We start from the raw sequence: 22604 nt of genomic DNA on the forward strand, positions 1-22604 counted from the left end.
CTGTCCTCATCAGTAACCTAAAATTTTATGCGGCTAGGCACGTAAACAGTGGCGGATCGCAGGGTTTTGCGGCACCGCACCAAGCCAAATAGCGCTGAGTGCGGCATCTTGCTGCAACAGCTCAAGCCAGGCGGGATCGAGTTGACTATCAGAATGAGAAAACTGATTAATCAGCCAAACCCGGCGCGCACCGGCAGGCGCACCTTTAAACATCCCTTGCGGGTGAGCGATCAAGGTACGGAATACCCGGCTATCAAGCGGCTCACCGGCAGCGACGCCGGTCAGCGCCGAGAAGATCTCCCAGCGGTGAATCTGCTGCGGATCGGCAGGGCGATTAATTACCTGGCTACCGGTTAACGCGATCACACAATCACTGCTGGAAGGGATGCAAGGTTCATGCCTTGCCGGGGCTTTCAGCGGCAAACCGTGAGAGCCATCGGCCTCCACCAGAATCACGTCGAACTCCCCCTGCCGTTTGATCTGATCAATCTGTTCGGTGCTGAATCCGGCAACCTTGTTATTGTGCGGCTGATAATGGCTGAAACAGGCGGTGATCGCCGGTGTAGCAGTGGTAATAGGCGGCTTGCCGATAACAAGCTGATGATAAGTGGTGGGTTCGGGGCGATACATCTTGGTGGTGGTGGTAAACAGCACCCGCTTGCCTTGCTGATAGAACGTTTGCGCCAACCACAACAGGGTGGTGGTTTTGCCACCGGCACCAATCAGGCTAATCAGTAAAGGTTGGCCATTATTCAGACGCTGATATTCTTCACTGAATAGTTCCTGGAAGGTTGGAGTCATAAATAAGTTATCTCATGAGTTAAAAAATAATGCTGAACTGTAATATGCCGTCTTTTTATTTCTGATTAGCAGTTTAATCATGGGGATTGTTTGATGTAATCGAGGTTTATTAAGTATTCATACTTTATCGATTGCGCTCACGATTTTATTCGATCGTTCATTTGAGCGTATCAAAGTGATATTGAGAGGTTCTTTTTTGATAATTAACCTTATAGGGTGAGTGGCTGTTATTGCCCATCAATAAGCAGTGATTGTTATTCTCATTTGTGCCTGTGAGCTTCTTCACAAATAAAAATAACAATTAGAACTGCCTCACGAATTTTATCAGTGAACAGCGGTGTGCGGAGATTTGGCCTGATTGTTGCTGCGTTATGCCCAACCGAGGTGGAAAACCGCAGGCTGGTTTTTGCCGATTCACCATTCAGGCATTTCGTCGCAAGGAGATAAGCTATGGGAGATATCATGCGTCCGGTTCCGTTCAAGGCGCTGCTAACCCGGATTTTCGAGGAATATCATGAGAATCGCTCCATCTTTGGTATTCCGGAACCGCAGTTTTATCGCAAAAATGACGATCGGCAGATTAACGTTTTCAATGAGAGTTGCGAAACTCCGCTCGGCCCGGCGGCGGGCCCACATACGCAATTGGCGCAGAATATTATCGTCTCCTGGCTGACTGGCGGGCGATTTATCGAATTAAAAACCGTACAAATCCTCGATCGTCTGGAGATTGAAAAACCCTGTATCGATGCTGAAGATGAATGCTTTAACACCGAATGGTCGACAGAGTTTACCCTGCTCAAGGCGTATGACGAATATTTAAAAGCCTGGTTTGCATTGCATCTATTGGAGGCGATGTTTGATCCCAGAGTAAAAGGCGAAAGTAAATCTTTTATCTTTAATATGAGCGTGGGCTATAACCTCGACGGGATCAAACAACCGCCGATGCAGGCATTTATCCATAATATGATCGATTCGGCCCAACAGCCGAAATATGCCGAATATGCCAAGGTGCTCGATGAATGGGTGAACAACGAAGGTTTTATTGCCCAGTTTGATTTATCCGCCCAGCGCAGCGCATTAAGCCAATTGCCGAATACCATTCCTGCGCAATTGGTCAGCGGAATTACCCTTTCCACCATGCACGGTTGCCCACCCCATGAAATCGAAGCCATCTGCCGTTATATGCTGGAAGAAAAGCACCTGAATACTTTTGTGAAATTAAACCCGACGCTGCTGGGGTATCAGCGCGTGCGGGCGATTCTGGATACCTGCGGTTTCGATTATGTTGGCCTGAAAGAAGAGTCTTTCGAGCACGATCTCAAGCTGGACCAGGCGGTGGCGATGCTGCGCCGTTTGGTGGCGTTGGCTAAACAGCACCAGTTGGGTTTTGGGGTTAAACTCACCAATACTCTCGGGGCCATCAACCACAAAGGCGCGCTACCCGGCGAAGAAATGTACATGTCTGGCCGCGCATTATTCCCGCTTTCTATCAACGTCGCGGCGGTGTTATCACGCGAGTTTAACGGTGAACTGCCGATCTCCTATTCCGGTGGGGCCAGCAAATTTAATATCCGCGATATTTTTGAAACCGGTATCCGGCCAATCACCATGGCCACCGATCTGCTGAAACCCGGCGGTTATTTACGCCAGACCGAATGCCTGCGTGAACTGGAACAATCGGCCTGTTGGCAGATGACGCGCATTGACGTCGACAAACTGGCCGCGCTGGCAGAAAAAGCCGTCAGCATGGAATACACCCAGAAACACTGGAAAGCACAGGACAGCATTGACGCGGGTGGCCCGCTGCCGATGATTGACTGCTATGTGGCACCCTGCGTTAGCGCCTGTGCGATTAAGCAGGACATCCCGGAATATATCCGCTTGCTGGGTGAACAGCGCTACGCCGAGGCGTTGGAGCTGATTTATCAGCGCAATGCTCTACCGGCTATCACCGGCCATATTTGCGATCACCAGTGCCAGTACAACTGTACCCGCATTGATTACGACAGTGCGCTGAACATCCGCGAACTGAAAAAGGTGGCACTGGAGAAAGGCTGGGACGACTACCAGCGCCGTTGGAACAAGCCTGCGGGTTCTGGCAGCAAACATCCGGTGGCGATTTTGGGCGCAGGCCCGGCGGGGCTTTCTGCCGGTTACTTCCTGGCGCGGGCGGGCTATCAGGTCACGCTGTTTGAACGTGAAGCCAATGCCGGTGGCGTGGTGAAGAACATTATTCCTCACTTCCGTATCCCGGCGGAGGCTATTGAGCATGATATCGAGTTTGTTGCTGCGCATGGTGTGAAGTTTGTCTATGGCTGCGATCCCGATCTGACGGTCGACAAACTGCAACAGCAGGGCTTTGATTACGTGTTTATCGGTATCGGCACCGATAAAAACAGCGGCGTGAAGCTGGCGGGCAATAACCGTAACGTTTACAAATCGTTGCCGTTCCTGCGCAATTTCAATCAGGGTAAGCCGATGAACCTGGGTAAACACGTGGCGGTGGTTGGTGCGGGCAATACGGCGATGGACTGCGCCCGGGCGGCCTTGAAAGTGCCAGGGGTGCAGAATGTCACCGTGCTGTATCGCCGTACGCTGAACGAAATGCCCGCTTACCGGGAAGAGTATCTGGAGGCCGTGGAAGACAACGTGCAGTTTATGTTCCTCACCAACCCGGAACATTTCGATGCCAACGGCACCCTAACCGCCAGAGTGATGGTGCTGGGGGATCCCGACGAACAGGGTCGCCGTCGCCCGGAGCCAACCGAACAAACCCTCACGCTACAGATCGACGCGCTGATCACCGCGATTGGCGAACAGGCCGATGAAGAGGTGCTGCACAAGCTGGGGGTACCGCTGGATGAGGCCGGTTATCCGCAGGTCAATAGCATGACCGGTGAAACCACCCGGCCTAACGTGTTCCTGATCGGCGATGTGCAGCGTGGTCCGTCTTCGATTGTCGCCGCCATCGGCAGCGCCCGCAGCGCAGCAGAAACGGTGCTGGCACGGGAAAATGTCAAAACCCATCACCAAGACAAATACTGGTCGAATGTGGATCCGGCAGAAATCTATCGCCGCAAAGGAGCGATTGCCGTCTCGGTGGTGGATAAAACGCAGCGTGAAGCTTTTGTGGCGCAAGAGGCGCAACGCTGCCTGGAATGCAACTACGTGTGCAGCAAATGTGTCGATGTTTGCCCGAACCGCGCCAACGTGTCGATCGCGATTCCGGGCTTCCGCGATCGTTTCCAAACCCTGCATCTGGACGCTTACTGCAACGAATGCGGTAACTGTGCGCAGTTCTGCCCATGGCAGGGTAAGCCGTATCAAGACAAAGTCACCGTCTTCAGCCTGCCGCAAGATTTTGCCAACAGCACTAACGCCGGTTTTCTGGTGAACGGGCAGCAAATCAGCGTGCGTCAGGACGGCAAGATTTATCAACTGCAGTTAGGCAATGATGGCCAACTCCAGCAAGTGCCGCCGGAGCTGGAGGAGATGGGCCACATCATCAATCAGGTGTATGCCCATCATCATTATCTGTTGGGTCAGGTGGAGGTGTAATCATGTTGATCTTAACCAATGCGACCGCCGTGCAGCTTGAGCCCACCAGCATTCAGTATGGGGTCGATATCGCCATTGAAGGGGCGCTGATCAAAGCCGTAGGCCACGGGCTGGCGGCAAAATATCCGCAGGCGGAAACCCGCAATATGCACGGCAAGCTGGTGATGCCGGGGATCGTCTGCGCGCACAACCATTTCTACTCTGGTTTGTCGCGCGGGATTATGGCCAATATCGCACCGTGCCCGGATTTTATCTCCACGCTAAAAAACCTGTGGTGGCGTCTGGATCGCGCACTGGATGAGGAATCACTGTATTACAGCGGCCTGATCTGCGCGTTGGAAGCCATCAAGAGTGGCTGTACTGCGGTGATCGACCACCATGCCTCACCGAATTTTATTGCCGGATCGCTGAAAACCCTGCGCGCGGGCTTTATCAAGGCCGGGCTGCGCGGCATGACCTGCTTTGAAACCACCGATCGCAACGGTGGCAACCGTGAACTGCAGGCCGGGGTTGAAGAGAATATCGCCTTTGCCAATTTGATCGACGCCGCCAAAGCTGCCGGTAAGGAACCTTATCTGGTGGAGGCCCATATCGGTGCCCACGCGCCGTTCACCGTGGCCGATGCTGGGCTGGAGATGCTGCGCGAAGCGGTGCAGAGCACCGGGCGCGGGCTGCATATTCACGCCGCCGAAGACCGTTACGATGTCTCTCACAGCCATGATAAATACGGCAAAGATCTGATGGCGCGGCTGGCGCAGTACGATCTGCTCGGCGCTAAAACGCTGGTGGCTCACGGCCTGTACCTTTCTGCCAGCGATATCGAGCTGATCAACCAGCATGACGCATTTCTGGTGCACAACGCCCGTTCCAATATGAATAACCATGTCGGTTACAACCACCAACTGGCGCAGTATCGCAATCTGGCACTTGGCACCGACGGCATCGGCTCGGACATGTTTGAAGAGCTGAAGTTTGCCTACTTCAAACACCGCGATGCCGGGGGAACGCTGTGGCCAGACAGCTTTGCCCGCTTTCTGGCGAACGGCAACCAACTGCTGGCGCGTAACTTTGGTGCACGCTTCGGCTGCCTGGCGGCAGGTTACAAAGCGGATCTCACCATCTGTGATTACCCATCACCCACGCCGCTGGCGGCGCAAAATATCGGTGGCCACCTGGCTTTCGGCATGGGGGCAAGCAGCGTCAACAGCGTGATGGTGGAGGGCAAGCTGGTGTATCAGGACGGCAAATTCCCATTCGATGTGGAACCGCTCTACGCCGAGGCGCGCAAGGTGGCAGCCCAGTTATGGCAGCGTATGGATGCCTTGAATTAAGTCGGTTACCGCCTGCGTCAAGCGGGCGGTTGACATTGATGAGGGTGAAAAATGATTGAGCAATTCTATCGGCCAGAATCGGTACAACAGGCGCTGGAGCTGAAACGCCAGTTTCTTGATGAGGCGGTGTACTTCGGCGGCGGTAGCAAGTTAAACGCCACACCCACGAAAACCGGGAAAAAGATCGCCATTGCGTTAGCGCAACTGGGGCTGAATCAGGTGAGCTGGCAGCAGGGTGAACTGCTGCTTGGTGCGACCATCACGTTGCAGGCCTTGCGGGATTCGCCACTGATCCCGCAGGCATTGCACGAAGCGCTGGGCTTTGTCTATTCCCGCCACATTCGTAATCAGGCCACCTTGGGCGGTGAGATTGCCGCCGCGCCCAAGGATTCGGTGTTGCTGCCGGTCTTGCTGGCGCTGAGTGCTAACGTGGTGCTCGGCAACGGTAACACCGTAACGCTGGAGGATTATCTGGCGGATTACCCGCAGGAGTTGCTGTTGCGGGTGGTATTGCCGGATCCTTACCGCCGTTGTGCCACACACAAAGTTGCCCGCTCGGCTGCCGGGTTGGCGGTGCTGACCGCCGCCGTCTCCTGTGATGCGCAATCGAAGGTGCGTATTGCCCTGAGCGGAGTGGTAGCGCGGCCAAGCCGCCTGCGCGATGCCGAGTACAACGGCTTGAGCGGCCCGGCGCTGGAAAAAGTGGTCGCCGAAGCGGTAGCTCCGCAAGCCGATCTCTGCGGCAGCGTTGCCTATAAGCGCTATATCAGCGGCGTGGTGGTGGCCGATCTGCTTGCCCGTTGCCAGGCGTCAGGAGGGGAACAATGATCAATATCCGTTTTACGCTCAACGACAGTGAGCAGGTGATGCAATGCCAAGCGGGCGATAACGTACAGTTATTGCTGTTTAAGCTGGGCATGCACTCGGTACGCAACAGTGATGACGGATTCGGCTTTGCCGGTTCGGATGCGATTATGTGTAACGGCGTGGTGGTTAATGCCTCGTTGCTGATTGCCGCCCAACTTGATGGCGCGGTGGTCACCACCGCAGAAGCGCTCGGGAGCTGGAACCAGCTTAGCCTGGTGCAGCAGGCGATGGTCGACGTGGGCGTGGTGCAGTCCGGCTATAACGACCCGGCGGCGGCGCTGATCCTGACGGATTTGCTCGAGCGCATTGCAATACCAACGCGGGCGGAGACCGACGATGCGCTGTCGGGGTTGTTCAGCCGTGATGCCGGGTATCAGCAGTTTTACCAGGTGGTGGCACTGGCAGTGGCACGCCGCAGCGATCCTGAGTTCCAGGCTCTGGCGGCCCCTGAGTTTCGCAGCGATCTGAACGTGGTTGGCAAGCTGTGCCCGAAAGTGGACGCCGCAAAAATGGTGCAGGCCAAACCTTGCTATGTTGAAGATCGCGTGGCGCGTAATGCCTGTATCATCAAAATGCTGCGTAGCCCGCATCCTCATGCGTTGATTACTCACCTGGACGTCAGCCAAGCCGAGGCGCTGCCGGGCGTGGTGCATGTGATCACTCATCTCAATTGCCCGGATATCTATTACACCCCTGGCGGGCAGAGCGCGCCAGAGCCTTCGCCGCTCGATCGCCGGATGTTTGGCCAGAAACTGCGCCACGTGGGCGATCGGGTTGCGGCAGTGGTGGCCGAAAGCGAAGCGATTGCGCTGGCAGCACTGGCGTTGATCAAGGTCGAATATCAGGTGCTGCAACCGGTGATGTCGATTGATGAGGCGATGGCAGAGGGCGCACCACGGGTGCATGACGAACCGATCGTTTACGTTAATGGTGCCCCCAGTGATTTAGCCGAGCAGAATCAGGGTTCCGCGCAGCGTGCGGGTGAACATCTGACCATCAACTTCCCGATTGGTGCCAAGCCGCATAGCAATATTGCCGCCGCAGTCCATGGGCAGATCGGCAATGTGGAGCAGGGTTTTGCCGACGCGGATGTGGTGCTGGAGCGCACCTATGAATCCAAGCAGGTGCAGCAGTGCCCGGCGGAGAAACACGTTTGCTACACCTACATGGACGGCGATCGGCTGGTGATCCACGCTTCAACCCAGGTGCCATGGCACCTGCGCCGTCAGGTGGCGCGCATTGTCGGTTTGAAGCAGCATAAAGTGCATGTGATCAAAGAGCGCGTGGGTGGTGGTTTTGGCTCCAAGCAGGACATCTTGCTGGAGGAGGTCTGCGCCTGGGCTACTTGCGTGACTGGTCGCGCGGTCTATTTCCACTACACCCGCGAAGAGGAATTTATCAGCAATACCTCGCGCCATGTGGCGAAAGTACGGGTGAAGATCGGCGCGAAGAAAGATGGTCGCCTGACGGCGATCGACATGAACTTCCTGGCGAATACCGGCCCTTACGGCAACCATGCGTTGACGGTGCCCAGCAACGGCCCAGCGCTTTCGCTGCCGCTGTATCCGTGTGAAAACGTCAATTTCCAGGTCACCACCTATTACAGCAATATCTGCCCGAATGGCGCGTATCAAGGCTACGGCGCGCCAAAAGGCAACTTTGCCCTGACCATGATTCTGGCCGAACTGGCTGAAAAACTGGGGCGCGATCCACTGGAGATTATTGAGATCAACCGGGTGGTGGAAGGGCAGGAACTGAAGATCCTTGGGGCGATTGGTGAAGGCAAAATGCCGACCTCGGTGCCCAGGGCCGCCAGCTGTGCGCTGGAACCTATTTTACGCAAAGGGCGTGAGCTGATCCGCTGGAACTCACCAAAGGCGAAAAACGGCGACTGGCAGGTTGGCCGTGGCGTGGCGATCATCATGCAGAAGTCCGGCATCCCGGATATCGATCAGGCCAACTGCATGATTAAGCTCGAATCGGATGGCACCTTTATTGTCCATTCCGGTGGGGCGGATATCGGTACCGGGCTGGATACGGTGGTCGGCAAGCTGGCGGCAGAAGTGCTGTGTTGCCCGTTTGCTGATGTGCATGTGATCTCGGGTGATACCGATCACGCCCTGTTTGATAAAGGGGCCTATGCCTCTTCCGGCACCTGTTTCTCTGGTAACGCGGCGAAAAGCGCGGCGGAGAATCTCAGGGCAAAAATCCTGTTCCACGGTGCGCAGATGTTGGGCGAGCCAGAAGCCGATGTGGTACTGACCGCTCCCGGCGTAGTGCGCGGTAAGCGCGGTGAAGTGTCATTCGCGCACATCGCCCACAAAGCAGAGACTGGCACCGGTTTTGGCACGTTGGTTGCCACTGCGAGCTATATCACTTCTGAGTTTGCCTTCCCGTTTGGTGCCAACTTCGCCGAAGTGGCGGTCAATACCCGTACCGGTGAGATCCGGCTGGATAAGTTCTACGCTTTGCTGGATTGTGGCACACCGGTTAACCCGGAACTGGCGCTGGGGCAGATTTACGGTGCTTCGATGCGTGCGATTGGCCACAGCCTGTCGGAAGAGATTATCTACGATCGCCATGGGATACCGATTACCCGTGACCTGCAAAGCTACGGCGCGCCGAAAATTGGCGATATCCCGCTCGACTTCCAGGCGTTTCTGGTGCCAAGTGACGATCGCGTGGGGCCATACGGTGCCAAGTCGATCTCTGAAATCGGCGTTAACGGCGCGGCTCCGGCTATCGCTATGGCCATTCATGACGCCTGTGGTGTTTGGCTGCGTGAATGGCATTTCACGCCGGAGAAAATCCTTAGGGGGTTAAATAAATTGTCAGCGTGAGCCCAGATGCCCGTCGTCTTTAATCGGTAATTAAAAAGGCGACGGGCAGAAGCGATTCAATACTGTTATTGCCGCCATAAAGAATAATGAGCGAAGTCAAAATGCTCAGGCTGGCCCGTGGATTTAACATGGCGAAAGTGCAGGGCGTGGAGCAGTTAACGCGTGTTTATTGAATCAGATGATCAAATTTACTGGAAGGGAGTAAAGGGATGTCTGATATACCTACTGAAAATAACGATCTTGTTTATCACGTTGATGATAAGCCACCATTTAATCAATGTATTATTGGTGCAATCACTCATTTGCTGGCTATTTTTGTCCCGATGGTGGCACCGGCATTAATTGTGGGCACCGCACTGAATCTGCCTGCCGATATCACCGCGTATCTGGTTTCGATGGCGATGATTGCTTCTGGCATTGGTACCTGGTTACAGGTGAATCGTTATGGCCCCATCGGCTCTGGTTTGCTGTCGATCCAATCGGTTAATTTCTCTTTCGTCACCGTGATGATCGCCCTGGGCAGCACCATGAAAGCCGACGGCCTGCATGTGGAAGCGATGCTCTCCACCTTGATGGGCGTCTCTTTTGTCGGGGCTTTTCTGGTGGCTGGCTCCTCATTTATTTTGCCCTACCTGAAACGGGTGATTACGCCGACGGTCAGCGGTGTGGTGGTGCTGATGATTGGCCTGAGCCTGATTAAGGTTGGCATTATCGACTTTGGCGGCGGTTTTTCGGCTAAAAGCAGCGGCACTTTTGGTAACTATGAAAATATTGGTATTGGCCTGTTGGTGCTGGTGGTGGTGATTGGGTTTAACTGCTGTCAAAACGCTCTGTTGCGAATGGGAGGGATCGCCATTGGTATTATCGTCGGTTATGTGGTGGCGTTATTTTTGGGGATGGTCGATTTTTCTGTATTGAATAACTTGCCGTTGGTGACCGTGCCAATTCCCTTTAAATATGGCTTCACATTTGATTTGCACGCATTTCTGGTGGCCGCAATCATCTATATGTTGAGCGTATTGGAAGCCGTGGGGAGTATCACTGCGACCGCGATGGTTTCTAATCAACCGATTGAGGGTGATGAATATACAGCGCGCCTGAGTGGCGGAGTGTTGGCTGATGGCCTGGTGTCGGTGATTGCCGCTATGCTTGGCTCATTACCGTTAACCACCTTTTCCCAGAATAACGGAGTGATTCAAATGACCGGTGTGGCTTCGCGCCATATTGGTAAATATATCGCGGTGATTCTGGTCATTCTGGGGTTATTCCCGATCGTTGGCCGTTTCTTTACCACCATACCGGCACCGGTATTGGGCGGCGCAATGACGCTGATGTTTTCTATGATCGCCATAGCCGGGATTCGTATCATTATTTCTAACGGCTTGAACCGCCGCGAAACCATTATTGTTGCGACCTCTCTGGGGCTTGGCCTTGGCGTTTCTTACGATCCAGAGGTGTTCCGTATTTTACCCGCCTCAATTTACGTTCTGGTGGAAAACCCGATTTGTGCCGGTGGGTTAACGGCTATTTTACTGAACTGGCTGATACCGCTGAATAATCGCGAAAGCCAATCTGTGGCGGCTGCCGAGTTTGATATTACCGCTGCGGAGAAGAATACGGATTAACGTCCCCCGTTTACTGTTAAAAGGAATGTGTGTATGGAATGTGAATCCTCAATCAAGGCCGTGCGGGGCAGTTTTCTGGATATTACCCGCACCGTGCCGTGCCCAGAAGAAATAGAAGGCCATCTGCGGTTTATCAAAGACGGCTTATTGTTGATCCGTAATGGCCAGGTGGACTGGTTTGGTACCTGGGCGGATGGGCATCACCGCATCCCGGCCAACATCCGGGTGCGTGATTACAGTGGCAAAATGATCGTGCCAGGGTTTGTCGACACCCATATTCACTATCCGCAATGTGAAATGGTGGGGGCCTATGGCGAGCAGTTGCTGGATTGGTTGAATAAGCACACCTTCCCGGCAGAAAAGCGCTACGACGATCTGGAATATGCCCGTGAGATGTCGGCTTTTTTCATCAAGCAACTGCTGCGTAATGGCACCACCACGGCGCTGGTTTTCGGTACCGTACACCCCGAATCGGTAGAGGCACTGTTTGAAGCGGCGCACCATATCAACATGCGCTTGATTGCGGGCAAAGTAATGATGGATCGCCACGCGCCGGATTATCTTTTAGACACGGCAGAAAGCAGTTATACCCAGAGCAAGGCGCTGATTGAGCGTTGGCACCGCAATGGTCGCCTGCTGTATGCCATTACCCCGCGCTTTGCGCCAACCTCGACGCCAGAACAACTGGCGGTAGCCCAACGGCTGCGCCAGGAGTATCCAGATACCTATCTGCATACCCATTTATCGGAAAACAAAGAAGAAATTGCCTGGGTAAAGGCGTTGTACCCAGAACGCAAAAGCTATCTGGACGTGTACCATCACTACGGTCTAACCGGCAAAAACAGCGTGTTTGCGCACTGCATTCACTTGGAAGACGCCGAGTGGGACTGCCTGCACGATACCCATTCCTCCATCGCTTTTTGCCCGACGTCTAACCTGTATCTCGGCAGCGGTCTGTTCAATCTGCGAAATGCCTGGCGGAAAAGGATCAAGGTGGGGATGGGCACCGATATCGGTGCGGGGACCACTTTCAATATGCTGCAAACGCTGAATGAAGCTTACAAGGTGATGCAGCTCCAGAACTATCGGTTGTCGGCCTATGAAGCGTTTTATCTCGCCACGTTGGGCGGTGCCGATGCGCTCGGGCTGGCAGACACCATTGGTAATTTCAATGTCGGTAAAGAGGCTGATTTCGTGGTGCTGGAGCCGACGGCCACGCCGTTGCAACAACTGCGCTACGACAACTCAACCACGTTGATCGATAAGCTGTTTGTCATGATGACGCTAGGGGATGACCGGTCGATTTATCGTACTTATGTGGATGGCCGGTTGGTGTATGAACGCACTTAAAGCAGTCCTGCAGAGGGCAGAGCAATGTCTAATCATTTTTCACAGGTGACGTCAGAGAAAGCGACCCGTTCGATAGATACCTATTTTAACCTTACCGCTCGGGGCAGCAGCATACGGCAGGAGGTGCTGGCAGGGCTGACCACCTTTCTGGCGATGGTCTATTCGGTGATCGTGGTACCCGGCATGTTGGGTAAAGCCGGTTTCCCGCCCGCTGCGGTGTTTGTGGCCACCTGCCTAGTGGCTGGCGTTGGTTCGCTGGTGATGGGGCTGTGGGCTAACCTGCCGATGGCGATTGGCTGCGCCATTTCTTTAACGGCGTTTACCGCTTTCAGCCTGGTGCTGGGCCAGCATATCAGCGTTCCGGTGGCGTTGGGGGCGATCTTTCTGATGGGGGTGCTGTTTACCGCCATTTCGGTCACTGGTGTGCGCTCGTGGATTTTGCGTAATCTGCCGATGGGCATCGCTCATGGTACTGGGATTGGTATCGGCCTGTTTCTGCTGCTGATTGCCGCCAACGGTGTCGGTATGGTGATCAAGAACCCGCTGGACGGCTTGCCGGTGGCGCTGGGGTCTTTTGTCTCTTTCCCGGTGATGATGTCGTTACTTGGGCTGGCGGTGATCTTGGGGCTGGAAAAGCTGCGTGTGCCGGGTGGGATTTTATTGGTGATTGTCGGTATTTCTGTGGTTGGCCTGATATTTGATCCGAATGTGAAATATCAGGGATTGTTTGCGTTGCCGAGCCTGAGCGGGCCGGATGGTCAGTCATTGATCTTCAATCTGGACATCAAAGGCGCGCTGAACCCGCTGGTATTGCCGAGTGTATTGGCGTTGGTGATGACGGCGGTATTTGATGCCACGGGCACCATTCGTGCGGTGGCCGGGCAGGCTAATCTGCTGGACGAAGACGGGCAGATCATCAACGGTGGCCGCGCGTTAACCGCCGACTCAATGAGCAGCATGTTCTCTGCGCTGGTGGGGGCTTCACCTGCGGCGGTTTACATTGAATCTGCTGCGGGAACGGCAGCCGGGGGCAAAACCGGCGTCACTGCGGTGGTGGTAGGGGTGCTGTTTCTGCTGATGTTGTTTCTGTCGCCGCTATCCTATCTGGTACCCGGTTACGCCACCGCCCCAGCGCTGATGTATGTTGGTTTACTGATGCTGAGCAACGTCACCAAACTGGATTTCAACGACTTTGTGGATGCGATGTCTGGCCTGGTGTGTGCAGTGTTTATCGTACTGACCTGCAATATCGTCACCGGCATTATGCTGGGCTTCAGCACGCTGGTGATTGGCCGGGTTTGTGCGAACGAGTGGCGGAAGCTGAATGTCGGCACAGTGATTATCGCAGTGGCGCTGGTGGCATTTTATGCCGGGGGTTGGGCGATTTGATTGAGTTTTTTTCTCTGTGGTAGTTCTTGTTCACAACAGTTTGGTCTATGTAAGCAAGGTATCATGGGAATTGCCGTAAACAGTGCGCCATTCTATGAAACGACAGTGAATGGCAATTGCAGGGCCCAAGGCGGGGCCCTGCACCCGCGCCTACGCTTAACATGACCTGCCCGCTACGCGGGTACCTTCGCTGCATCACCGTTGCCGGACGGGTCGGCTCAATTCACATCCCTGTTCATATCGCCTCAACCGGCCCTGCTTGGTCGCGTTCATCGTGCTACTGAATGGATGCAAAATGTTTAGCGACCGAAATAAATACTCGTCCAATATAGGAAAAAGAGAGGGTGTTAGGTGAGGTGGGTTTACCTGGGTGTTCATAATATGAACACATAGCATCTTGTGGTAAATTCAGCGCATATACAGGTGGGTGAAACGGCCCTACCGGAAACTTTTATCCGTGAATTGGCAAAACGTGCGCCACAGCATGAGGAGGTACTAATGACCATTGCGCAGAAACTGGAACAAAAAGGCATTGAGAAAGGGCGGCAGGAAGGTCTTGTAGAAGGTCGTCTTGAGGGCCGGCAGGAAGGGGAGCGTGAAGCCACTTTGAAAATCGCCCGTTCCATGCTGGCTAGCGGTCTTGAAAGTACTTTGGTGATGGAACTGACCGGCCTTTCCGCCGAAGATCTGGCGAAAATCCACCATTAAGCGTATTGGCCACGCAGCGTCAGCCGCTATGGCATGGGCCGATACTGCCGATGAGTCCAGCCATCTATACCCGTCATACTTCAAGTTGCTTGGGTGTTGGCTGCCCTTGCTCACCCCAGTCACTTACTTGAGTAAGCTCCTGGGGCTTCACTCGGTTGCCGCCTACAAGCAACTCGAATTATTTTGGGTATATGCTCAATTAATCAGCCCGGTGTTTCTTCATCCAGTAACTGTGCCTGCTGTACCGCCTTCACGATTGAGGTGTAACCGGTGCAGCGGCATAAATTCCCGGCCAAGCCACGGCGGATCTCCTGTTCGGTGAGCCGGTGGCCGCGAAAGCGTTCAACCATTGAAGTGCTGGTCATCACCAGCCCCGGCGTACAGAACCCACATTGCACCGCTCCCGTTTTGACATAGGCTTGCTGCACGGCAGAGAGCTCGCCGTTTTTCACCTCACCTTCAGTCGTGCGAATCGTTTTGCCATCGGCCCAAGCTGCCAGATAAATACAGCTGTCGGTAGCGATATCATCGATCAGCACCGTGCAGGCACCGCACTCACCGACGCTACAGCCTTGCTTGACGCTATTTAACCCTTGCTGGCGCAGTAACTCCATCAGTGACAAGCCCGGGGCCACTGTGAACTGATACTGGCGACCATTGATCGTGCAGGTGATCATCATAGCCATTCTCCTTCGGCGCGTTGAGCCGCCTGGGCGAGAACGCGTTCTGCCAAGGTGCGGATGATTTGCATACGGAACTCTTTGCTGGCGCGCCATGACGAGCGTGGCAACACATCGCGTATTACGGCTTCACGCACGGCGGCGAGGGTTTGTGCATTGACCGGGCGGCCAAGTGCGGCGGATTCGGCGCTGGGTGCGCGGATCGGCGTCGGAGCGGCAACGCCAAAGGCGATTTTCACTGCGCTGAAATAGCCGTTCTCGATTTTGCAGGCGGCGGCACAGCCGATAGTGGCGATATCCATGGCGTCGCGCATGGCGTATTTGTAGTAGTTGGCACCGTAGTTTTGGTAATGCTGTGGCCGGAACAGAAACGCCACCACCACTTCATTCTGCCCCAGCGCCACTTTACCGGGGCCGGTATGGAACCCAAGGAGCGGCGTGCGGCGCAGCCCTGTGGCGGAGGCGATCTCCAATTCGGCCTCCATTACCACGCAAGGCGACGCGGAGTCCGCACTGGTCGCGCCATTGCAGATATTGCCGCCCAGCGTAGCGCGGTTACGCACCTGCGGCCCGGCAATGGTGGTGGCGGCTTCGGCCAGCACCGGCACATAGCGCTGAACCAGCGCGGAGTCGATAATCTGGTTGAAAGTGGTGCCACTACCGATGCGCAACGTACCGTCGGGCAGCAGGCTGATGCCATTCAATTCGGCTAAGTCATGGATATCCACCAGATGGCGGTATTTACCGTTCATGTGGTGCAACTGGATCAAGACATCGGTACCGCCAGCAATCAGCTTAGCCCGGGGATCGGCGGCTAATTGCTGTACGGCATCGCTGATGCTGGTTGCCCGATAATAGTGTGCGATATCGTACATATTGTTCTCCTGTTACTCGAGCAGGCCCGCTTGCGCGAAGTGTCGGTACAGCGTTTTTGGCGTCAGCGGTAACTCATCGATCTTCACGCCGGTTGCCAGCCAGATGGCATTACGGATCGCCGGAGCAGGTGAGATCAGCGGTGGTTCACCCAAGGCCTTGTGCCCGTAGGCGGATTGCGGCTCATAGGTTTCAATAAACGCGCAGTCCAGATCGGGCAGGTCGAGAATGGTCGGGAATTTGTAATCCAGCAGGTTAGGGTTGCGCACAATACCGCTTTTCTCGTCAACGATCATCTCTTCGAACAGTGTCCAACCGATCCCCATGCCCATCCCGCCATGCACCTGCCCTGCGGCCAACTGCGGGTTAAGGATCTGGCCGGAATCATGCAGATTGATAATCTTGTTGATGGTGACTTTGCACAGTGGAATATCGACGGTGAGATCGACAAAAGTGCAGCCAAAGGCTGGTGGGTTGCTGCGGGTTTTGCAGGAGACTTCGGCCATCAGTTGCCCACCGATCTCCTGATCGTAATGGGCGCTCATGGAAACCTGCTCTACCGAGAGCAGCACTTGTTCTGGTTGAGTTTTAAACACCACATGACCATTGACGACGTCTAGCGCCCATTCGGGTTGGCCGCACAGTGTGGCCGCATGCCGGAGGATTTTGGTGCGCAGTTCGCTGGCGGCCTGGCGTATCGCCGGAGCGGTAACGTAACTTTGCCGTGAGGCGAAAGCGCCGGGATCGTAGGCGGTGATGTCGGTATCTTGTGTAGAGATCACATAAATCGAGGAGCAGGGCACGCCGACGGTTTCTGCTGCCATTTGGGCGAATACCGTATCAGAACCTTGGCCGATTTCCGTCGCGCCAATCTGCAGGTTGATGGTGCCATCCTGATTCATCAGCAGGCGCGCGCTGGCGATCTCCACGCCAACCGGATAAGTGTTGGAGGCATAACTCAGGCAAGCCACGCCAACGCCGCGTCGGATCGGGCCGCTTTGATGCAGGCAGGCGGCACGCCGAGCATCCCATTCAAACAGCTCCCGGCCTTTTTGCAGGCACTCCAGGATACCGGCGCTGTGAATAGTCTTATGATTGAGCGGATTGGTATCCCCTTGGCGGGCAACGTTTTTCATCCGCAGTTCGAGAGGATCCATGCCTAACTGGGCGGCAGCGTCGTCCATCATGCATTCCAGGGCAAAAGTTACCTGCGGTGCGCCATAGCCGCGCATGGCCCCGGCATTGGGCAGGTTGGAGTAGTAGGTGGTGGCGTGGTAGCCGAGGGCGACGCGCGGGTATAAATAAGCGATTTTGTTGGCTCCGGCGGCAGCGATGGAATGCCCGTGGGAGGCATAAGCGCCGGTATTGGACAGCACATCCAGACTGTAGGCCTGCAGGAGGCCATCCTGGCTAACGCCCAGTTTGCCGCTGACTGCAAACGCATGCCGGGTGCGGGAGGCCAAAAAACACTCCTCGCGGCTCAGTTCGATCTTGACTGGTACGCCGCCGAGTTTCCAGGTCAGAAACGCACACATCGGTTCTTCCAGCACATCCTGTTTATTGCCAAAGCCACCGCCGATATAGGGCTTAATCACCCGGATGGCCGACCACGGCATGTTCAGCGCTTGGCCTACCACGCGGCGCACAATATGGGGGATTTGGGTGCTGGAGACGATCACTATCCGGTTCATCTGGTCCATATAGGCGTAGGAGATCACCCCTTCCAGATGGCAATGCTGTACCACCTGCGTTTGGTAGTGGCCTGCAACCAAGATCTCTGCCGCCGCCAAGAGCGCCTCAGGGTCACCACCTTGTAGCCGGTGCTGTTTCAGCACGTTGCTGGTGCCGCCGTGCAGCAACGGGGCCTCGGCCGCCAGAGCGGCTGCGGCGTTGGTCATCACCGGCAGTTCCTGATATTCAACCTCGACCAGCAGTGCGGCTTTTTCTGCCGTTAACGGATCGCAGGCCACCACGATTGCCACGCCATCACCGTGGTGGCGCACGTGGCCAGTCAGCAGTTGCTTGTCTGCCACATCGTGTTTATTGGCGTCCAGTGACCAGGCGTGGCCAGCGGTCGGGAAGCACTGTTGTGGCACATCCTGATAAGTGAAGATGGCTTCCACCCCTGGCAACAGCAGGGCTTTTTGCGTATCGATGCGCGTGACCAGGCCGTGGGCGATCGGGCTGCGGACATATTTGGCATAGCGCATACCGGGCATGCTGAGATCGTCGGTGTAGCGAGCCCGGCCTGTAACTTTGGCTTCTGCATCAACGCGTTTAAGCGACACTCCTACAGCCATATTGGCCCCCCTGATGATAGAAAAAAGCCGCTAAGGGGGAACAGCAACTTGCAGGCCATAATCGGTTGATTCGCTGAGATAATGTGAATTTCGTGAGTTGATACTGATTTTCGCGGGGCGCGACGCGCTTGGGGTAAGTAAATGATGAGTACCGATGGCGATAACTTATCAATCTGATAAGAGGATTATCAGGTTGATAAGGGGGCAACTCACTGCTCAGAGGGTAACTGTGACGGCAGGTCGATATCCTGCACAACGCCGGGCTGTTCAAGGGGCAGCAGATAAACCGGCTCGCGGCTGAGGAGTTCACGAGCACCACGATCGCCATGCAAGGCGCATAATGCGCTGCGCCAGATGGCAGAAAACCCTACCGGATGACCCGGTTGCTGTTGAAAGACGGGGCGGACGATGCTGTGCTGTGGTAACGCGCTCGCCACCTGCAAAAATACCGCAGAGGTGACAAAGGGCATATCTGCCAGATGAATCAGCCAGCCACACCAATCGGGCGTGGCCGCAACGCCAGCGGCGATAGACTCCCCCAGCCCACCGCTCGCCAGCAGCGTGACCGGCACCTGATGCTCGGCACAAGCGCGCTGTACCGGCAGATTTTCAGGCCGGGTCACCACATGGACTGGCAAGCCGGACGCCAGCGCCTGCTGTAACGTCAGTTCAAACACCGTGCTGCCCTGCAGGGCAGCGTTGAGTTTATGCCCCGCACCACCAGCCTGGGTGAAGCGTTCACCTCGCCCGGCAGCGGCGATGATGATGCCCGTTGTCATGTTTGCTCCGCTTGCGTGCAAAATCCGATTGTTGCAGAGCTACCCACCCTCTGTATAGCCAAAAAAGTCTTATCGTGCACAGAGTTGGGGCAGTTGACTGGGATCGTCGTTTACGTCGACGACCAGAGTGAGATCGCTGCGCCACATTTGCATGCGCAGACCGCTGTTATCACGCTTCACCCGCATCTTGGTTATCGGCTGTTTATGATTAAAATCCCACACGCAAACAAATTCTGCCTGTGTTTGGTGGCTGCGCAGCGTCAGATAGCTTAAATCAGTCACCGCCGGGTTGGCTGGAGCAGAACCCTGCCACAGCATGGCGTGGCCAGATAGCCACAGTGCCTGCCCCTCACGCGAAACCGCAAAGTGGCGTGGCTGGCTGTTGAGCAGAGGTGTCACCCGCGCATCGTGCATCACTGATAGTGGCCCGTTCTGGCTGAAAGTGGCCGTATCACCGGTGGCATCAAGCGCTTTGCCTGGCAGATGCAGCGTCCAGTCCAACTGCTGCTGATGTGGGTTCTCTATACTGCTGATGTCGATTAATGCGTCCTCCAGCCACAGTAGACGGCGGCGAAAGCGGACGTCACGATAGGCTTGGTTATCCCATTCCACTCGGGTATGGCTGTCCAATACGGGGGGGGGCTGACGCCAGTCGACTTCCGTATCCAGCCAGCAGAACGCTTTATTCTCATGATAATGCAGTACCTGCGGTATCGCCGGGGGCTGATTGGCTTGATTCACCGCCAGCGTGTTATGGGTGGCGCTGTTTTTGTAGTAGGCATAGTGCATCTGGGCACCGTAGCCGGTGGTGCCCAGATCGGGCAGGATCTCTTTGCCGTGGTTGAATAGAATCAGGCTTAGCCGATCGTAATGGTCATGTTCACCGCCGTAGGGAGTGTGTTTTACCAAGAGAGCCCGGCGTTTGGCCGGGTTGCGCCAAATGGTGATCCCGCAGCTTGGTGCATGCAGATGCTGTTGAGGGAGGAGTTGCAACGGTTGCGCAGGCAGGTCGGTGCCGTAGAGCAGCGCATCGATATTGCTGCGTGGTGTAGCACGATACATGGCCTGCAGCGCCGCCGCGTAAGCCTCATCGCGGTAACAAGACCAGGCAAACTCGTAGATATCGCTATGGTCGAGCTTTTCCTGACCATAAATACAGTCGTTAAGACGTGGGAAGTTGCCGTCCGGCATCAGCAGCTGCAGCGGGAAGCTGAGCATCTTGCGGTAGAAGGGAGCATCCAGCAGGCTCCAGCGGCTGCCCTTGGCCAGTTTTTCAAACGCGAGAAAACCCTGTAGCGCGTAGAAGTGATAATGGATCGAACCTTCGAACCACAATCCTTCCTCGAACAGCCCATGCTCCAGTTGATAGCGCAAGCCGTAGGGTTGGTTGACGGCAAATTCCAGCAAGGATTCATCCTGCAAAATAAATCCCAGCACCCCAATGGCACTGCCGATCTTCACTTCATGATTGTGCAACTGGGGTGTGCGGTGGGCCAACAGGAACTCTGCCCCGCAGCGCAGCAGGCGGGATTGGATATCGTCGCGTTGCTGTGCCGTTAACGCTTCGGCAATGTAATCAAAACCCAGGGCAAATTCGAGCAGGCAGTTGGCTTCACACAAGGTTTGTGCGTTCATTTTGCCCGGCCCGTTGTGCGGAATATTGCCGTGGATCTGGTAATTGGGATAAAACGCCGCATAAGCGGTCAAAATCGCCGTGACTTTATCCAGATACTGCGCTTCGCCGGTCAGTTGCCACAGCAGCCCTAACTGATGGCAGGCTCTGGCATTCAGGCCGTTCATCTCGCGCCACCAGGCGCCGTCATAAGGTTCACCACTAAACTGCTGCCCATCCACCGGGCAGCGATGGTGGGTCGAGCAGGCGCGATCCCACACCAGCCGCACGCCGTGAACCGGGCAGAAATAGTACAGATTCCAGGTGGCTATGGCGGTTTTCGGTACTTGAACCGGGCTATTGAGCACGACGGCATTTTGCGCTCTCAGGTGCTCAATCACCTGTGGCTGCTGCACCGCTCGGTTTCTCAAGAGAATAAGTTGTTGCGTGGTGAACTGCTTCATCGCGGTTAATCCCTATTCCCTAGCATCAGTGTTTTAATGGAGTGATAAGCGTAGTGATATCATCAGGATAAGTTGCCATCAGCCATTGGGCTTTTTCGCTGAACTGTTTATCATCGGGCCAGGCGCGGGCGGCACTCACCATATTGACCAAGGCTTTTTTGGCATCCATTTTGTCGATGTCTTTCCACGGCCATGGCGCATCGCTGTTAACGAACCCGGCAATGTAGCTGTAGCCTTTACGCAGGCTGTGATCGTCAAGGGTGAAATTCCACACGTCGACGCCTGCCACTTCGCCCAAACGCCCCAGCTTGTTGTAAGCCTCCAGGTGGAAGTTGCTGTAGTGCCATGGGCGGGTGCGTTCCAGCTCCGCCATCTGGCGGCCTTCGATATCAAAATGAGAGGCAATGCGCCGCAGTTGGGTGATTTGCAGGCGTTTTTTCGCCTCGGGAAGATTGCCGCTGAACAGAGCAAATGAGGCGGCCTGTAGGTCGAAATAGGTGCCGTGGTTGTTATGCCAGTTGTCCTCTTCAAAGCCGTTCTGGCTGCTGGTCATCCACTGGTAGAAATCGCCGTACCACTGTTTGATTTTCTGGTAATCCTCCTCGCTGAGCACCTTGGCTGGGCGCAGTAGCTCCACCACGTCGATCACCTCTACCAGTGCCCGGCTGTCGATCAGCCCGATGCCGCGTCCGTCGTTAATCCCCGGGATCGCCTGTGCATATTGTAGGTTCGGGTTCATGCGGGTTTGCGGGTTGATAAACCAGTTGACCAGCTGATCGCGCGCCTTTTCGGCATAGGCCGGTTTTTGGCTGAACTGCCAGGCTAATGCCAGCGTCCAGACGTCGTCACTCATGCTGTTCAGGCGTTTTTTATCGGTAGCGTCGCTGTTGGCTGCGGGGTTGGTTTCGCCGTCTTTGCGTACATAAGGCAGCCCGTCCTTTTTGGCCGGGTCCGGCCACCAATAGGGCGGAAAGCTGTAATAGTCATGTTTGTCGCCGCTGGCGGCGGTCAGGCTTTTATCCATTACCGAATACAGTGGTTTGCCGAGCGCTTTATCGGCCTTGGCGATAAGGGCATTATAGGCACCAATAAACGCCGGATTCTGCGCTGCCAATTGCTGTTGGCTGTACTGCAAATCGTCGAGTCTGACGAGCAGCGGGTGCGCCTCGGCAGCATAGGCAGCCGTAACTTGCAGTGCGGCAGCAACGGCGAGCGCCAGCCAAGATCCACGGGACAATAAAGCCATTTTTATCGTTCGCATAATTTTCTCCATTCGTCAGAGGATACGGTTATTCATTTCCAGGCAATAAATATCCGTTCGCCGTAAGGCTATTAAATATTGCTTAATGTTCGTTAATGTTATTTATTCCCGCAGGAAATGAAACTGAAATAATGTTTCATGGTGCTGATGGCGCAGTGTAAGAGAG

14 protein-coding genes and 1 pseudogene are annotated in these 22604 nt (G+C 55.2%); 8 read left to right on the forward strand and 7 right to left on the reverse strand.

Translation table 11 applies throughout. The annotated features are described in order from the left end of the window. Positions 1-33: 33 nt before the first annotated feature. On the reverse strand, positions 34-801 hold the full coding sequence (gene yqeC / locus IV04_RS04570; protein WP_037395954.1) for a selenium cofactor biosynthesis protein YqeC: 768 nt from the start codon (positions 799-801) through the stop codon (positions 34-36). A gap of 450 nt (positions 802-1251) precedes the next feature. Between yqeC and ygfK the strand changes: the two genes are divergently transcribed. The 8 genes and pseudogenes from ygfK to IV04_RS04610 form a co-directional block, all read left to right on the forward strand. Further along, complete coding sequence (gene ygfK, locus IV04_RS04575; RefSeq protein ID WP_037395956.1) at positions 1252-4359, forward strand: putative selenate reductase subunit YgfK; 3108 nt, start codon at positions 1252-1254, stop codon at positions 4357-4359. A gap of 2 nt (positions 4360-4361) precedes the next feature. Next, positions 4362-5690 carry a putative aminohydrolase SsnA gene (gene ssnA / locus IV04_RS04580; RefSeq protein WP_037395958.1) on the forward strand — a complete coding sequence of 443 codons (1329 nt, stop codon included), beginning with the start codon at positions 4362-4364 and terminating at the stop codon, positions 5688-5690. A 51-nt stretch (positions 5691-5741) separates the two neighbouring features. Then, positions 5742-6518 (forward strand): molybdopterin-dependent oxidoreductase FAD-binding subunit, encoded by a 777-nt coding sequence (ygfM, locus tag IV04_RS04585; protein ID WP_037395960.1) that lies wholly within the window; start codon positions 5742-5744, stop codon positions 6516-6518. Beyond that, positions 6518-9397 carry a molybdopterin-dependent oxidoreductase Mo/Fe-S-binding subunit gene (locus IV04_RS04590; protein ID WP_037396170.1) on the forward strand — a complete coding sequence of 960 codons (2880 nt, stop codon included), beginning with the start codon at positions 6518-6520 and terminating at the stop codon, positions 9395-9397. The genes ygfM and IV04_RS04590 overlap by 1 nt, the downstream gene beginning before the upstream one ends. 209 nt (positions 9398-9606) lie before the next feature. Further along, positions 9607-11022 (forward strand): nucleobase:cation symporter-2 family protein, encoded by a 1416-nt coding sequence (locus IV04_RS04595; protein ID WP_037395961.1) that lies wholly within the window; start codon positions 9607-9609, stop codon positions 11020-11022. A gap of 33 nt (positions 11023-11055) precedes the next feature. After that, entirely contained in the window at positions 11056-12372 is a 1317-nt protein-coding gene (gene guaD, locus IV04_RS04600; RefSeq protein WP_037395962.1) for a guanine deaminase, read from the forward strand. 24 nt (positions 12373-12396) lie between these two features. Next, entirely contained in the window at positions 12397-13761 is a 1365-nt protein-coding gene (locus IV04_RS04605) for an NCS2 family permease (RefSeq protein WP_037395963.1), read from the forward strand. Between the two features lie 417 nt (positions 13762-14178). Next, positions 14179-14469 (forward strand): annotated as a pseudogene (locus IV04_RS04610) (ISNCY family transposase); the annotation flags it as partial. Positions 14470-14672: 203 nt separating this feature from the next. On the opposite strand, the gene xdhC reads toward IV04_RS04610, so the two are convergent. The 6 genes from xdhC to IV04_RS04640 all read right to left on the reverse strand — a co-directional run bounded on the left by xdhC (position 14673) and on the right by IV04_RS04640 (position 22423). Continuing rightward, on the reverse strand, positions 14673-15149 hold the full coding sequence (gene xdhC, locus IV04_RS04615; RefSeq protein ID WP_231566247.1) for a xanthine dehydrogenase iron sulfur-binding subunit XdhC: 477 nt from the start codon (positions 15147-15149) through the stop codon (positions 14673-14675). Then, positions 15146-16024 (reverse strand): xanthine dehydrogenase FAD-binding subunit XdhB, encoded by an 879-nt coding sequence (gene xdhB / locus IV04_RS04620; protein WP_037395966.1) that lies wholly within the window; start codon positions 16022-16024, stop codon positions 15146-15148. The genes xdhC and xdhB overlap by 4 nt, the downstream gene beginning before the upstream one ends. 12 nt (positions 16025-16036) lie before the next feature. Next, positions 16037-18322: a xanthine dehydrogenase molybdenum-binding subunit XdhA gene (gene xdhA, locus IV04_RS04625; RefSeq protein WP_037395967.1), complete on the reverse strand. Its 2286-nt coding sequence runs from the start codon at positions 18320-18322 to the stop codon at positions 16037-16039. Positions 18323-18531: 209 nt separating this feature from the next. After that, positions 18532-19101 carry an NTP transferase domain-containing protein gene (locus tag IV04_RS04630; RefSeq protein ID WP_037395969.1) on the reverse strand — a complete coding sequence of 190 codons (570 nt, stop codon included), beginning with the start codon at positions 19099-19101 and terminating at the stop codon, positions 18532-18534. Between the two features lie 69 nt (positions 19102-19170). Next, on the reverse strand, positions 19171-21177 hold the full coding sequence (locus tag IV04_RS04635) for a heparinase II/III family protein (RefSeq protein WP_037395971.1): 2007 nt from the start codon (positions 21175-21177) through the stop codon (positions 19171-19173). 25 nt (positions 21178-21202) lie between these two features. Beyond that, entirely contained in the window at positions 21203-22423 is a 1221-nt protein-coding gene (locus IV04_RS04640) for an alginate lyase family protein (RefSeq protein WP_081893166.1), read from the reverse strand. Between the last annotated feature and the right edge of the window lie 181 nt (positions 22424-22604).

Origin of the sequence: Serratia sp. Ag1 (genome assembly GCF_000743355.1) — a bacterium.
Classification (GTDB): domain Bacteria; phylum Pseudomonadota; class Gammaproteobacteria; order Enterobacterales; family Enterobacteriaceae; genus Chania.